We start from the raw sequence: 13,628 nt of genomic DNA, 5'->3' as shown, positions 1-13,628 counted from the left end.
ATCGCCTAAACCATACGGCAGGTGTGCCGTAGCTCACTCCCCACTCCCGTCACCTCCGGCGGCAGCGGGGCCGCGCGCTCACCCGGCGGGCCTCAGGTGCACCACGTCCCCGGCCCCGACGGCCTCGCGGGAGCCGTCCGCGGTGCGCAGGACGAGCCGTCCTTCCGCGTCCACCGCTTCGGCCGTTCCGGTGAGCGAGCGCCCGCCGGGCAGCTCGGCCCGGACCTCGCGGCCGAGGGTGGCGCAGCGGGCGGCGTACGCCTCCAGCAGCCCTGAGGCGGCCGGGTCGCCGGCGGCGGCGCGCCAGTCGGCGTACGACTGCTCCAGGGAGCGCAGCACGGCCTTCAGCAGCGGCTCGCGGTCGGTGACGGCGGCCTTGGCCAGCAGCAGCGAGCCGGCCTCGGGCACCGGCAGCTCCTCCTTGGTCAGGGAGACGTTGAGGCCGATGCCGATGACGACGCCGTCGGCGGTCCGCTCCGCGAGGATCCCGGCGGCCTTGCGCTCCTGGCCGTCGACGGTGACCAGCAGGTCGTTGGGCCATTTGAGGGCGGTGTCCACGCCGGCGGCCCGCTCCAGTGCGGCCGCGGCGGCCACGCCGGCCAGCAGCGTCAGCCAGCCCCAGCGCTCCTGCGGGACGGCCGGGCCGGGCTTGAGCAGGACGGAGAAGAACAGCCCGGAGCGGGCGGGCGCCACCCAGCTGCGGTCCAGGCGGCCCCGGCCGGCGGTCTGCTCCTCGGCGACGAGGACCGCGCCTTCGGCCAGATCGCCGGCGCGGGCCGCGAGGTCGGTGTTGGTGGAGCCGGTGCCGGGGACGACCTCCACGGAGGTCCACAGGCTTCCGCCGGCGGTCAGGGCGCGCCGGAGTGCGGCGGCGTTCAGCGGCGGCCGGTCGAGGTCGGACCAGCGGTCGGCAGGGGCCCCGGAGGAAGCCCCGCCTGGGGCATCGGATGGCGTCATGCAACCCAGATTAGGTGTGTCAAACGCCGCACTGCCGAGCGCCATGCCCGCCGATACGCTACGCACCAGTAGCCAGCAGTAGTCATTCAATTGACCAGGCAGTTGACACCACACAGGGAGCCGCGACCCCGATGTCACAACCGTCCGAGCCGATCGACATCCACACCACCGCGGGCAAGATCGCGGACCTGCAGCGCCGTATCGACGAGGCCACCCACGCCGGCTCCGCCCGGGCCGTGGAGAAGCAGCACGCCAAGGGCAAACTGACGGCCCGCGAGCGGATCGCCCTGCTGCTGGACGAGGGCTCCTTCGTCGAGCTGGACGAGTTCGCCCGGCACCGGTCGACCAACTTCGGGCTGGAGAAGACCCGCCCGTACGGCGACGGCGTCGTCACGGGCTACGGCACGGTCGACGGCCGTCCCGTCGCCGTGTTCTCGCAGGACTTCACGGTCTTCGGCGGCGCCCTCGGCGAGGTCTACGGCCAGAAGATCATCAAGGTGATGGACTTCGCCCTGAAGACGGGCTGCCCCGTCATCGGCATCAACGACTCCGGCGGCGCCCGCATCCAGGAGGGCGTCAGCGCGCTGGGCATGTACGGCGAGATCTTCCGCCGCAACGTCCACGCGTCGGGCGTCGTCCCGCAGATCAGCCTGGTCGTCGGGCCGTGCGCCGGCGGCGCCGTGTACTCGCCGGCCATCACCGACTTCACCGTGATGGTCGACCAGACCTCGCACATGTTCATCACCGGCCCGGACGTCATCAAGACGGTCACCGGCGAGGACGTCGGCTTCGAGGAGCTCGGCGGCGCCCGCACCCACAACTCCACCTCGGGTGTGGCCCACCACATGGCGGGCGACGAGAAGGACGCCATCGAGTACGTCAAGTCGCTGCTGTCGTTCCTGCCGTCGAACAACCTCTCGGAGCCGCCGGCCTTCCCGGAGGAGGCCGACACCGCGGTCTCGGAGACGGACCTCGAACTGGACGTGCTGATCCCGGACAGCGCGAACCAGCCGTACGACATGCACACCGTCATCGAGCACGTCCTCGACGAGGGCGAGTTCCTGGAGACGCAGTCGCTGTTCGCGCCGAACATCCTGACCGGCTTCGGCCGCGTCGAGGGGCACCCCGTCGGCATCGTCGCCAACCAGCCGATGCAGTTCGCCGGCTGCCTCGACATCGACGCGTCCGAGAAGGCCGCCCGCTTCGTGCGGACCTGCGACGCCTTCAACGTCCCGGTGCTGACGTTCGTGGACGTGCCGGGCTTCCTGCCGGGCACCGACCAGGAGTACAACGGCATCATCCGGCGCGGCGCGAAGCTGATCTACGCGTACGCCGAGGCCACCGTCCCGCTGATCACGGTCATCACCCGCAAGGCCTTCGGCGGCGCCTACGACGTCATGGGCTCCAAGCACCTCGGCGCGGACCTGAACATCGCCTGGCCCACCGCCCAGATCGCGGTCATGGGCGCCCAGGGCGCCGTCAACATCCTGCACCGCCGCACCCTCGCCGAGGCCGAGGCCGCCGGGGAGGACGTCGAGGCGGTCCGGGCCCGGCTGATCGGCGAGTACGAGGACACCCTCCTCAACCCGTACACCGCCGCCGAGCGCGGGTACATCGACGCGGTGGCGATGCCGTCGGAGACGCGGGCGCACATCGTGAAGGGGCTGCGCCAGCTCCGCACCAAGCGGGAGTCGCTGCCGCCGAAGAAGCACGGCAACATCCCCCTCTAGCCGCACGAGCCTCCAGGAGGTAAAGCCTGTGGTGATCAAGGTCGTCAAGGGGAACCCGACGCCGGAGGAGCTGGCCGCCGCACTGGCGGTGGTCCGGGCGCGCGCGGCGGCGCTGGCGTCGGCGCCGTCGGACGCGCCCCGGGCAGCCGACGCCTGGTCGGCGCCCGACCGGGTGGCGCGGCGCACCCTGCCGCACCCCGGCCCGGGCGCCTGGGCCCGCACGTACTGGCCCGGCCGGGGCTGAGAGACGGCGCGAAGCGGAGGCGGCGCCTGAGTACCCGTACTCAGGCGCCGCACCGGTCCGCGGGGCCACGATCGGTACATGCTGTGGTCTGACCCGGAGAACGAGCCGCCCGAGGACATGCGCGACGCGCAGGCGATGGTCCGCCGGATGACCCTCGTGGTCGTCCTGGCCATGGCGGTCGTCGTGTACGTGCTGGGCGTGGGCCACTAGTCCGGGCGCAGGGTACGCCGCGCCGCGCCTACGATGGCGGGCATGACTGCTGCCCGGACCCTCGTGCTCGCCTCCGCCTCGCCCGCCCGGCTGAACCTGCTGCGGCAGGCCGGGCTCGCCCCGCACGTCATCGTCAGCAACTTCGACGAGGACAGCCTGCGTGCGGAGTCCCCGGCGGAGCTGGCGCTCGCCCTGGCCGAGGCCAAGGCCGGCGTCGTGGCGGGCCTTGACGAGGCGGCGGGCGCCCTGGTGATCGGCTGCGACTCGGTGCTGGAGCTGGACGGCGAGGCGCTGGGCAAGCCGGAGGACGCCGAGGAGGCCACCGCCCGCTGGAAGGCGATGCGGGGCCGGTCCGGCGTCCTGCGCACGGGCCACTGCGTGGTCGACACGGCGACGGGGCGCGCGGTCTCCGCCACCGCGTCGACGACGGTCCGCTTCGGCGAGCCGACGGACGCGGAGGTCGCGGCGTACGTGGCGAGCGGCGAGCCGCTGCACGTCGCGGGCGCCTTCACCCTGGACGGGCTGTCGGCGCCGTTCATCGAGGGCATCGACGGCGACCCGGGCAACGTCATCGGGCTGTCGCTGCCGCTGCTGCGCTCCCTGCTGGGCGAACTCGGCGTGTCGATCACCGACCTGTGGGCGTGACCCCCTCGCCGGGCGGGCGGTCGGCCTCGCCGCGCCCGGGGGCCGCGTACTGCGTGAGGGCGTACACGAGCAGGCACAGGGTCAGCATCAGGACGGCGAAGGCGCCCCAGCCGACCAGGCCGACGGCGAGCGCGCCGAGCACGCCGTGGGTGACGGCGGCGCAGACGAGCACGACGCGGGCGAACCGCCCGGGGGCGCGGTCGCGGACGGCGGCCGCGGCCAGCAGGACGGCGCACAGCAGGAGGAAGGCGGCCGTGCCGGCCCCCATCGCGTAGGTCGCCATGACCATGACATCCGGGTCCATGCCGGCGATGGACATCGACTGGCTCTGCGTCGTCCGCCCCAGCACGAAGTGGACGAGCGCCAGCACCAGCGCCTCGGCCGCGAGCACGACGGCGCCCAGGCCCGCCGCGAGCCTGCGCAGCACCACGTCCACGGCCCCCACCCCTTCCTGCGGAAACGGGCCACGGGCCCGTTCGACGCCTGGAGGCTACTAACGGGTAAACGTGCGGACAAGGGGTGTGCACGGCGCGCTTGCGGAACGCCGCGCGGAGGGCGGCCGCGCAAAGAATCTGTGGGCCGTTCGTAGGGAATCGACAAAGAATCGCCGGGGCCCGCTGAGCCGGCGGACAGAGACCGTGGCTACCTGACGGGGTTACTGTGCAGTCGGGGATCCCCCTGACCTGGGGCACCACTTGGACTTTCCTCGATCGAGGCGGACTCGAATCACACTCCGTGTGGGCAAGGTCACCTCTAGGAGAGGGTCGTAAGGCCGTGTGGGCAGTCCCTAAACTCAGCTTGTTTCAAGGAGGGAGCCATCGTGCGCAAGGTGCTCATCGCCAACCGTGGCGAAATCGCTGTCCGCGTTGCTCGGGCCTGCCGGGATGCCGGGATCGCGAGCGTAGCCGTCTACGCCGATCCGGACCGGGACGCCCTGCACGTCCGCGCGGCCGACGAAGCTTTCGCGTTGGGCGGTGACACCCCCGCTGCGAGCTACCTGGACATCTCCAAGGTCCTCCAAGCGGCCGCCGACTCCGGCGCCGACGCCATCCACCCCGGATACGGCTTCCTGTCCGAGAACGCCGAATTCGCGCAGGCCGTCATCGACGCGGGCCTCACCTGGATCGGCCCGCCGCCGCAGGCCATCCGCGACCTCGGCGACAAGGTCGCCGCCCGCCACATCGCGCAGCGCGCCGGCGCCCCGCTCGTCGCCGGCACGCCCGACCCGGTGTCGGGTGCCGAGGAGGTCGTCGCCTTCGCCAAGGAGCACGGCCTGCCGATCGCGATCAAGGCCGCCTTCGGCGGCGGCGGCCGCGGCCTGAAGGTCGCCCGCACGCTCGAAGAGGTCCCCGAGCTCTACGACTCCGCCGTCCGCGAGGCCGTCGCCGCCTTCGGCCGCGGCGAGTGCTTCGTCGAGCGCTACCTCGACAAGCCGCGCCACGTCGAGACCCAGTGCCTCGCCGACAGCCACGGCAACGTCGTCGTCGTCTCCACCCGCGACTGCTCGCTCCAGCGCCGCCACCAGAAGCTCGTCGAGGAGGCCCCCGCGCCGTTCCTCTCCGAGGCGCAGAACGCCGAGCTGTACCGCGCCTCGAAGGCGATCCTGAAGGAGGCCGGCTACGTCGGCGCCGGCACGGTCGAGTTCCTCGTCGGCGTCGACGGGACGATCTCCTTCCTGGAGGTCAACACCCGCCTCCAGGTGGAGCACCCGGTCACCGAGGAGGTCGCCGGCATCGACCTCGTCCGCGAGATGTTCCGCATCGCCGACGGCGAGGAGCTCGGGTACGGCGACCCGGTCCTGCGCGGCCACTCCTTCGAGTTCCGCATCAACGGCGAGGACCCGGGCCGCAACTTCCTGCCCGCGCCCGGCACCGTCACCAAGTTCAACGCGCCGACCGGCCCCGGCGTCCGCCTGGACGCGGGCGTCGAGTCCGGCTCGGTCATCGGCCCGGCCTGGGACTCCCTCCTCGCCAAGCTGATCGTGACGGGCGCGACCCGCGAGCAGGCGCTGCAGCGGGCGGCGCGCGCGCTGGCCGAGTTCGAGGTCGAGGGCATGGCCACCGCCATCCCGTTCCACCGCGCGGTCGTCGCCGACCCGGCGTTCGCCCCGATGGACGGCACCCCGTTCAAGGTCCACACCCGCTGGATCGAGACCGAGTTCGTCAACGAGATCCCCGCGTTCGCGGCCCCCGCGGCCGACGAGGCCGAGGACGAGCCCGGCCGCGAGACGGTCGTCGTCGAGGTCGGCGGCAAGCGGCTGGAGGTCTCCCTCCCGTCGTCCCTGGGCATGACCCTGGCCCGCACGGCCGCGGCAGGCGGCGCCAAGCCGAAGCGCCGCGCGGCGAAGAAGTCCGGCCCGGCCGCCTCCGGCGACACCCTCGCATCGCCGATGCAGGGCACGATCGTGAAGGTCGCCGTCGAGGAGGGCCAGCAGGTCAACGAGGGCGACCTGGTCGTCGTCCTGGAGGCGATGAAGATGGAGCAGCCGCTGAACGCGCACCGCTCCGGCACCATCGTCGGCCTGACGGCCGAGGTCGGCGCCTCCCTCACCTCCGGCGCGACGATCTGCGAGATCAAGGACTGACCCGCTCCACCCCGAACGCCGGCGCGCTCCCACGAGCCGCCGGCGTTCGCACGTCCGCTTCCGCCGGCGGCGGAACACCGCCCGACCGGGCTCGGTGATCCCTACGGTCGGGCCCATGACGACGGTGACGACGCGCACGATCGCCTACGCGGCCGACGGACTGACGATGACCGGGCACCTCGCCCTCCCGGCCGGTACCGACCGCCGGCCAGGGGTCCTGGTCGGGCCGGAAGGGGTGGGGCTCAGCGACGTCGAACGCCGACGGGCCGAAGCGCTCGCCGAACGGGGCTACGTGGCCCTCGCCTTCGACCTGCACGGCGGGCGCTACCTGGGCGACCCCGAGGAGATGCTGGCCCGCTGCATGCCGCTGCTCGCCGACCCCGCCCGGATGCGGGGCATCGGCCGCGCGGCGCTCGACGTGCTCCGCGCCGAGCCGCGGACCGACCCGGACCGGATCGCCGCCGTCGGCTACGGCACCGGGGGCGTGATCGCGCTGGAACTCGGGCGCGACGGCGTCGACCTGCGCGCGATCGCGACGGTCAACGGACTGACCACGGGCCGCCCGGACGAGACGGCGCGCATCGGCTGCCCCGTATGGGCGGGGGTCGGGTCGGAAGACCCGATCATGCCGCCGGCACAACGGGACGCATTCGCCGCCGAGATGCAGGCTGCGGGCGTCGACTGGCGCCTGGTGGTCTACGGCGGCGCCCTGCACGCCTTCCACCACCCGCCGGTCGACCACACCGTGCGCCCCGGCGTCGGCCACCACCCGCGGCATGCGCAGCGGGCCTGGCGGGACGTCGTCGACCTGCTCGGCGAGTGCCTGCCCCTCCCGGAGTGACCCGGCCCCGTGATGCGGGGCTCCGCCCCACCCCCCGCGCCTCAAACGCCGGCGAGGCGGGGATGGCGGGCCCGTCGCCGCCCTGCCGGACGGTGGCTCCGCCGGAGCCAGTGGGGCTCCGCCCCACACCCCGCGCCTCAAACGCCGGCGAGGCTGGAATGGCCCGCCCGCGGCGGATTGCGCGGCAACGTGAGCGGGTCGCGCCCTGGCTGCGGTTCGGCTTCGCGCTTCGGGCCGGGCAGAATCAGCCCCGCCGGCGATTGAGGCGCGGGGCGCGGGGCAGAGCCCCACAAAGCTTCGGCGCAGCCACCGCCGGCACTGTGCGCGCCCGCCGCACAACCCAGCCCCGCCGGCGATTGAGGCGCGGGGCGCGGGGCAGGGCCCCGCAGGCTTGCGCGAAGCCGCCGGCCGTGGTGGGCGTGCCCGCCGATCCAGCCCCGCCGGCGGTTGGGGCGTCGGGCCGGGGTCGGGTCAGCGGCGGCGGAGGTCCGCCACTCGGCGGTCCGGGGGCTGGGGGTCCAGGAGGGACGCGGCGGCGCTGCGCAGCGGGGTGGCGCCGTGGCGTTGGACCGGGAGGGGACCTTCGCGGCGGGGGCGGCGGCGGCCCTGCATGCCGTCCATGCCGGCTCCGGAGCCGCCGGCAGCCGTGCCGGCCACGGTGATCTGGACTCCCTGGTCCGCGAGCGCCTGCAGCTCGGTCGCGGCACGGTCGTCGTGCGGCGGCGGCTCGTCCGTGACGAGACGGGTCATGACGTCCGTAGGCACCGTCTGGAACATGGTGTCGGTGCCGAGCTTGGTGTGGTCCGCGAGGACCACGACCTCCGCGGCCGCCTGGACCAGCGCCCGGTCGACGCTCGCCGACAGCATGTTGGACGTGGACAGGCCGCGCTCGGCCGTGAGCCCGCTGCCGGACAGGAACGCGCGGGAGACCCGCAGCCCCTGCAGCGACTGTTCGGCTCCGCTGCCGACGAGCGCGTAGTTGGACCCGCGCAGGGTCCCGCCGGTCATGACGACCTCGACCCGGTTGGCGTGCGCCAGCGCCTGCGCGACGAGGAGGGAGTTGGTGACCACGGTCAGCCCCGGCACGCGGGCCAGCCGGCGCGCGAGCTCCTGGGTGGTGGTGCCCGCGCCGACGACGACGGCCTCGCCTTCTTCGACGAGGCCGGCCGCGACGTCGGCGATGGCGGTCTTCTCCGCCGTGGCGAGGTGCGACTTCTGCGGGAACCCGGACTCGCGGGTGAACCCGCCGGGGAGGACCGCACCGCCGTGCCGGCGGTCGAGGAGTCCTTCGGCCTCCAGTGCCCGCACGTCCCGCCGTACGGTCACTTCGGAGGTCTGGACGACGCGGGCGAGCTCCCGGAGCGATACCGCTCCGTTCGCGCGCACCATTTCGAGAATCAACTGGCGACGTTCTGCAGCGAACACGAAACTGACAGTAACCCGGTCGACCGTCTGCTTTCAGCTCCTTGCGCCGGAATACCGAAGTTGTCCATAAGGCGGGGGAGTTAGTGGTATACGCGGCCGGTCAGACGGGCCCGCGGCAGGCCGCTGCCGCCCGTACCGCCCCCAACCTCCGCCGACTATGCGGAGGTTGGGCGGGTTTGCGACCCGTCAGCCTTCGCCTTCCGTCTTTCGGGTCTGCAGCTGGCGCGCCACTTCCGCGATCGATCCCGACAGCGAGGGGTACACGGTGAACGCGTTTGCGATCTGCTCGACGGTCAGGTTGTTGTCGACGGCGATCGAGATCGGGTGGATCAGTTCGCTCGCGCGGGGCGAGACGACGACGCCGCCGACGACGATCCCGGTGCCGGGGCGGCAGAACAGCTTCACGAAGCCGTCCCGGATGCCCTGCATCTTGGCGCGGGCGTTGCGCAGCAGCGGCAGCTTGACGACGCGGGCGTCGATGCGGCCGGCGTCGACGTCGGCCTGGGTGTAGCCGACGGTCGCGATCTCGGGGTCGGTGAAGACGTTCGAGGAGACCGTCTTGAGGTTCAGCGGGGTGACCGCGTCGCCGAGGAAGTGGTACATGGCGATGCGGCCCTGCATGGCGGCGACGGACGCCAGCGCGAACACGCCGGTGACGTCGCCGGCCGCGTACACGCCGGGCGAGGTGGTGCGGGAGACCTTGTCGGTCCAGATGTGGCCGGAGTCCTTGAGCCGGACCCCCGACTCCTCCAGGTTCATGCCCTTGGTGTTGGGAATGGCGCCGACGGCCATCAGGCAGTGGGTGCCGGTGACGACGCGCCCGTCGGAGAGGGTGACCTCGACGCGGTCGCCGACCCGCTTGGCGGACTCGGCGCGGGCCCGTCCGATGACGTTCATGCCGCGCCGGCGGAAGACGTCCTCCAGGACGGCCGCGGCGTCGGGGTCCTCGCCGGGCAGGACGCGGTCGCGGGAGGAGATCAGCGTGACGCGCGAGCCGAGGGCCTGGTAGGCGCCGGCGAACTCGGCGCCGGTGACGCCGGAGCCGACCACGATGAGCTCCTCGGGGAGCTCCTCCAGGTCGTAGACCTGCGTCCAGTTCAGGATGCGCTCGCCGTCGGGCATGGCGTCGGGGATCTCGCGGGGGGTGCCGCCGGTCGCGATCAGCACGGCGTCGGCCGTGAGGATCTGCTCGGTGCCGTCGGCGGCGGTGACGATCACGTCGCGGGTGCCGTCGATGCCCTGCGGGCCGCCGAGTCGGCCGCGGCCGCGGATGACGCGTGCGCCCGCCCGGGTGACGGAGGCGGTGATGTCGTGCGACTGGGCGAGCGCGAGCCGCTTGACGCGCCGGTTCACCTTGCCGAGGTCCACGCCGATGATGCGGGCGGACTGCTCGATCGGCGGGGTGTCGTCCGCGACGACGATGCCGAGCTCCTCGTACGAGGAGTCGAAGTTCGTCATGACCTCGGCGGTCGCGATGAGGGTCTTGGAGGGCACGCAGTCGGTGAGGACCGATGCGCCGCCGAGGCCGTCGCAGTCGACGACGGTCACCTCCGCGCCGAGCTGGGCCCCCACCAGGGCCGCCTCATACCCGCCGGGTCCGCCGCCGATGATCACGATCCGGGTCACGAAAACTCCGCCTCACGTCTACCCGGCCGAGCGCCGCCCCGGCCGGGGCTTCCGGGGGGTCTCCCCGGGGGATGCATTCCGCCCTCCATTGTCCCGCACGCTTCAAGGTGCTTCTCCCCCGGTCCCCCGGCCGGCCGCGGCGCGCGACTCCGTACGGGCTACCGCACCGGGCGGGCGCCCCGGGCCGCCCCTCCCGTACCCTCGACTCCATGTCGCTCTACGCCGCGTACGCCGGCAACCTCGACCCGCGGCTGATGACGCGCCGCGCCCCGCATTCGCCGCTGCGCGGAACGGGCTGGATCAACGACTGGCGGCTGACCTTCGGCGGCGAGCAGATGGGCTGGGAGGGCGCCCTCGCCACCATCGTCGAGGCTCCCCGCCAGCAGGTCTTCGTCGCCCTCTACGACATCGCGCCCCTGGACGAGGACTCCATGGACCGGTGGGAGGGCGTCGGCCTGGACATCTACCGCCGGATGCGGATCCGGGTGCACACCCTGGACGGCGAGGAAGCCGCCTGGTGCTACGTGCTGAACGGGTACGAGGGCGGCCTGCCGTCCGCGCGGTACCTGGGCGAGATCGCAGATGCCGCGGAGTCCGCGGGCGCCCCGCACGACTATGTGATGGAACTCCGCAAGCGCCCCTGCTGAGCCCGGCCCGCGCGCTCTCCGGCACCCGGCGCTCCCCCGCGCCGCCTCGCGTCGTCGCAGGTCGCGGGCGTGCGGCCGAACCGGGCGCGCCCGGCGCAGCGGGACGATTCGGCGGAAACGCCAAGGCAACGATCCGAACACCGTGAGCAGCGCCATCTACGCGCGTAGGCGATAAGCGGCTACGCTCGTCTGCGTGAACGCATCTGTTACCGACCCCCACGCCGCCGCAGACGCCGCCGCCGCGCGCCTGCGCGAGCTCACCGGCGCCGAGACCCACGACGTCGCCCTGGTCATGGGCTCCGGCTGGGCCCCCGCCGCGGAGGCGCTCGGCGCCCCCGAGTTCGAATTCCCCGTCACCGAGCTGCCCGGCTTCCCGCCCCCCGCGGTCGAGGGCCACGGCGGCAAGGTCCGCTCGTACAAGATCGGCGACAAGCGCGCGCTGCTCTTCCTGGGCCGCACGCACTACTACGAGGGCCTCGGCGTCGCCGCCGTCGCCCACGGCGTCCGCACCGCCGTCGCCGCGGGCTGCAAGACCGTCGTGCTGACCAACGGCTGCGGCGGCCTGCGCGAGGGCATGGCGCCCGGCCAGCCGGTCCTGATCAGCGACCACCTGAACCTGACGGCGACCTCGCCGATCGTCGGCGCGAACTTCGTGGACCTGACCGACCTGTACTCGCCCGCGCTGCGCGCGATGTGCAAGGAGATCGACCCGACCCTGGAGGAGGGCGTCTACGCCCAGTTCCCCGGGCCGCACTACGAGACCCCGGCCGAGATCAACATGGTCCGCGTCCTCGGCGCCGACCTCGTCGGCATGTCCACGGTCCTGGAGGCCATCGCCGCCCGCGAGGCCGGCGCCGAGGTGCTCGGCATCTCCCTGGTCACCAACCTGGCGGCGGGCCTGTCCGGCGAGCCGCTGAACCACGAAGAGGTCCTCCAGGCCGGCCGTGACTCGGCCGCCCGCATGGGCAAGCTGCTGACCCAGGTCCTCGCCCGCATCTGAGGCACCGGCACCGTACGAGAGACAAGGCGGAAGTAGTGCAGGAACAGGACGACCTGATCACCCGGGCGCGCGCCTGGCTGGCCGAGGACCCCGACCCGGAGACGGCGCAGGAGCTCGCCGGCCTCATCGAGGCGGGCGACACCGACGAGCTGGCGGCCCGGTTCTCCGGCACCCTCCAGTTCGGCACCGCCGGGCTGCGCGGCGAGATCGGCGCCGGCCCGATGCGGATGAACCGCTCGGTGGTCATCCGGGCCGCGGCGGGCCTCGCCGCGTACCTGAAGGCCCAGGGCCACGCCGGCGGGCTGGTCGTGATCGGCTACGACGCGCGCCACAAGTCCGCGGACTTCGCCCGCGACACCGCCGCCGTCATGACCGGTGCCGGCCTGCGCGCGGCCGTCCTGCCCCGCCCCCTGCCGACGCCCGTCCTCGCGTACGCCATACGGCACCTCGGGGCCGTCGCCGGCGTCGAGGTGACCGCCAGCCACAACCCGCCCCGGGACAACGGCTACAAGGTCTACCTCGGCGACGGCTCGCAGATCGTCTCCCCCGCGGACGCCGGGATCGCGGCCGAGATCGCCCGGGTGGAGACCCTGGCGTCCGTGCCGCGCCCGGAGTCCGGCTGGGAGGAGCTCGGCGAGGAGGTCCTGCAGGCGTACCTGGCCCGTACGGACGCGGTGCTGACGCCGGGCTCCCCGCGCGGCGTGCGCACCGTCTACACGGCCATGCACGGCGTCGGCAAGGACGTCGTCCTGGCGGCGTTCGCCCGGCACGGCTTCCCCGAGCCGGTCCTGGTCGCCGAGCAGGCCGAGCCGGACCCGGACTTCCCGACGGTGGCGTTCCCCAACCCGGAGGAGCCGGGCGCCATGGACCTGGCCTTCGCGAAGGCCGCCGAGGTCCGCCCGGACATCGTCATCGCGAACGACCCGGACGCGGACCGCTGCGCGGTGGCCGTCCCGGACGCGGCGGCGCCCGGCGGCTGGCGGATGCTGCGCGGCGACGAGGTCGGCGCGCTCCTCGCCGCCCACCTGGTCCACAAGGGCGCGCGGGGCGTCTTCGCCGAGTCGATCGTCTCCTCCAGCCTGCTCGGCCGGATCGCGGAGGCGGCCGGCGTCGGCTACGAGGAGACCCTGACGGGCTTCAAGTGGATCGCCCGCGTCGACGGCCTGCGCTACGGCTACGAGGAGGCGCTCGGCTACTGCGTGGACCCCGAGGGCGTCCGCGACAAGGACGGCATCACCGCCGCCCTGCTGGTGGCGGAGCTCGCCTCGGAGCTGAAGGAGCAGGGCCGCACCCTGACCGACCTGCTGGACGACCTGGCCATGGCCCACGGCCTGCACCACACCGACCAGCTGTCGGTCCGCGTGGAGGACCTGTCGGTCATCGCGAACGCGATGGCGCAGCTGCGGGCGCAGCCGCCGGTGTCCCTGGCGGGCCTGCGGGTGGTCTCGGCGGAGGACCTGAACCGGGGCACGGACAAGCTCCCGCCCACGGACGGCCTGCGCTACTACCTGGAGGGCGACTACAAGGCCCGGGTGATCTGCCGACCGTCGGGCACGGAGCCCAAGCTGAAGTGCTACCTGGAGGTCGTCGTCCCGGTGGCCGAGGCCTCCGACCTGGCGGCGGCCCGCGTCCGCGGCCAGGAGGTCCTGGACGCGGTCAAGAAGGACCTCTCGGCGGCCATGGGCCTCTGAGCCGCCGCCGAGCATGCCCGTACGGGCC

General features: G+C 73.3%; 13 protein-coding genes. 9 read left to right on the top strand and 4 right to left on the bottom strand.

Going from position 1 to position 13,628, the window contains the following annotated elements:
- Positions 1–78: 78 nt before the first annotated feature.
- Positions 79–957 (bottom strand): biotin--[acetyl-CoA-carboxylase] ligase, encoded by an 879-nt coding sequence (locus IE170_RS05580; protein ID WP_189808138.1) that lies wholly within the window; start codon positions 955–957, stop codon positions 79–81.
- 131 nt (positions 958–1,088) lie between these two features.
- Here IE170_RS05580 and IE170_RS05575 point away from each other — a divergent pair, with 131 nt between their 5' ends.
- The 4 genes from IE170_RS05575 (at position 1,089) to IE170_RS05565 (ending at position 3,786) form a co-directional block, all read left to right on the top strand.
- On the top strand, positions 1,089–2,687 hold the full coding sequence (locus tag IE170_RS05575) for an acyl-CoA carboxylase subunit beta (protein ID WP_189808137.1): 1,599 nt from the start codon (positions 1,089–1,091) through the stop codon (positions 2,685–2,687).
- Between the two features lie 28 nt (positions 2,688–2,715).
- On the top strand, positions 2,716–2,931 hold the full coding sequence (locus IE170_RS05570; RefSeq protein ID WP_189808136.1) for an acyl-CoA carboxylase epsilon subunit: 216 nt from the start codon (positions 2,716–2,718) through the stop codon (positions 2,929–2,931).
- A 78-nt stretch (positions 2,932–3,009) separates the two neighbouring features.
- On the top strand, positions 3,010–3,141 hold the full coding sequence (gene mmpB, locus IE170_RS33135; protein ID WP_263406979.1) for a morphogenic membrane protein MmpB: 132 nt from the start codon (positions 3,010–3,012) through the stop codon (positions 3,139–3,141).
- A gap of 33 nt (positions 3,142–3,174) precedes the next feature.
- Positions 3,175–3,786 carry a Maf family protein gene (locus IE170_RS05565; RefSeq protein WP_189808135.1) on the top strand — a complete coding sequence of 204 codons (612 nt, stop codon included), beginning with the start codon at positions 3,175–3,177 and terminating at the stop codon, positions 3,784–3,786.
- Here IE170_RS05565 and IE170_RS05560 read toward each other — a convergent pair.
- Positions 3,767–4,222, bottom strand: coding sequence for a hypothetical protein (locus IE170_RS05560; protein ID WP_229884601.1), 456 nt, complete (start codon positions 4,220–4,222; stop codon positions 3,767–3,769). The genes IE170_RS05565 and IE170_RS05560 overlap by 20 nt on opposite strands.
- 384 nt (positions 4,223–4,606) lie before the next feature.
- Here IE170_RS05560 and IE170_RS05555 point away from each other — a divergent pair, with 384 nt between their 5' ends.
- A complete protein-coding gene (locus IE170_RS05555; protein ID WP_189808134.1) occupies positions 4,607–6,370 on the top strand; it encodes an acetyl/propionyl/methylcrotonyl-CoA carboxylase subunit alpha in 1,764 nt (587 codons plus the stop codon).
- 115 nt (positions 6,371–6,485) lie between these two features.
- Positions 6,486–7,211, top strand: a complete 726-nt coding sequence (locus tag IE170_RS05550; protein WP_189808133.1) for a dienelactone hydrolase family protein — start codon at positions 6,486–6,488, stop codon at positions 7,209–7,211.
- A gap of 471 nt (positions 7,212–7,682) precedes the next feature.
- Here IE170_RS05550 and IE170_RS05545 read toward each other — a convergent pair whose 3' ends face one another.
- Together IE170_RS05545 and IE170_RS05540 are read right to left on the bottom strand one after the other, a co-directional pair.
- A complete protein-coding gene (locus IE170_RS05545) occupies positions 7,683–8,600 on the bottom strand; it encodes a DeoR/GlpR family DNA-binding transcription regulator (protein ID WP_229884610.1) in 918 nt (305 codons plus the stop codon).
- Between the two features lie 222 nt (positions 8,601–8,822).
- Positions 8,823–10,262, bottom strand: coding sequence for an NAD(P)H-quinone dehydrogenase (locus tag IE170_RS05540; RefSeq protein WP_189808131.1), 1,440 nt, complete (start codon positions 10,260–10,262; stop codon positions 8,823–8,825).
- A 209-nt stretch (positions 10,263–10,471) separates the two neighbouring features.
- Here IE170_RS05540 and IE170_RS05535 point away from each other — a divergent pair, with 209 nt between their 5' ends.
- The 3 genes from IE170_RS05535 (at position 10,472) to IE170_RS05525 (ending at position 13,600) form a co-directional block, all read left to right on the top strand.
- Complete coding sequence (locus IE170_RS05535) at positions 10,472–10,909, top strand: gamma-glutamylcyclotransferase family protein (RefSeq protein WP_007266087.1); 438 nt, start codon at positions 10,472–10,474, stop codon at positions 10,907–10,909.
- A gap of 193 nt (positions 10,910–11,102) precedes the next feature.
- Positions 11,103–11,909: a purine-nucleoside phosphorylase gene (locus tag IE170_RS05530; RefSeq protein ID WP_125545168.1), complete on the top strand. Its 807-nt coding sequence runs from the start codon at positions 11,103–11,105 to the stop codon at positions 11,907–11,909.
- Positions 11,910–11,944: 35 nt separating this feature from the next.
- Positions 11,945–13,600: a phospho-sugar mutase gene (locus IE170_RS05525; protein WP_189808130.1), complete on the top strand. Its 1,656-nt coding sequence runs from the start codon at positions 11,945–11,947 to the stop codon at positions 13,598–13,600.
- Positions 13,601–13,628: the final 28 nt, after the last annotated feature.

The organism is Streptomyces toxytricini (assembly GCF_014649915.1).
Lineage (GTDB): Bacteria > Actinomycetota > Actinomycetes > Streptomycetales > Streptomycetaceae > Streptomyces > Streptomyces toxytricini.
This window is presented reverse-complemented; position numbering and strand designations above follow the sequence as displayed.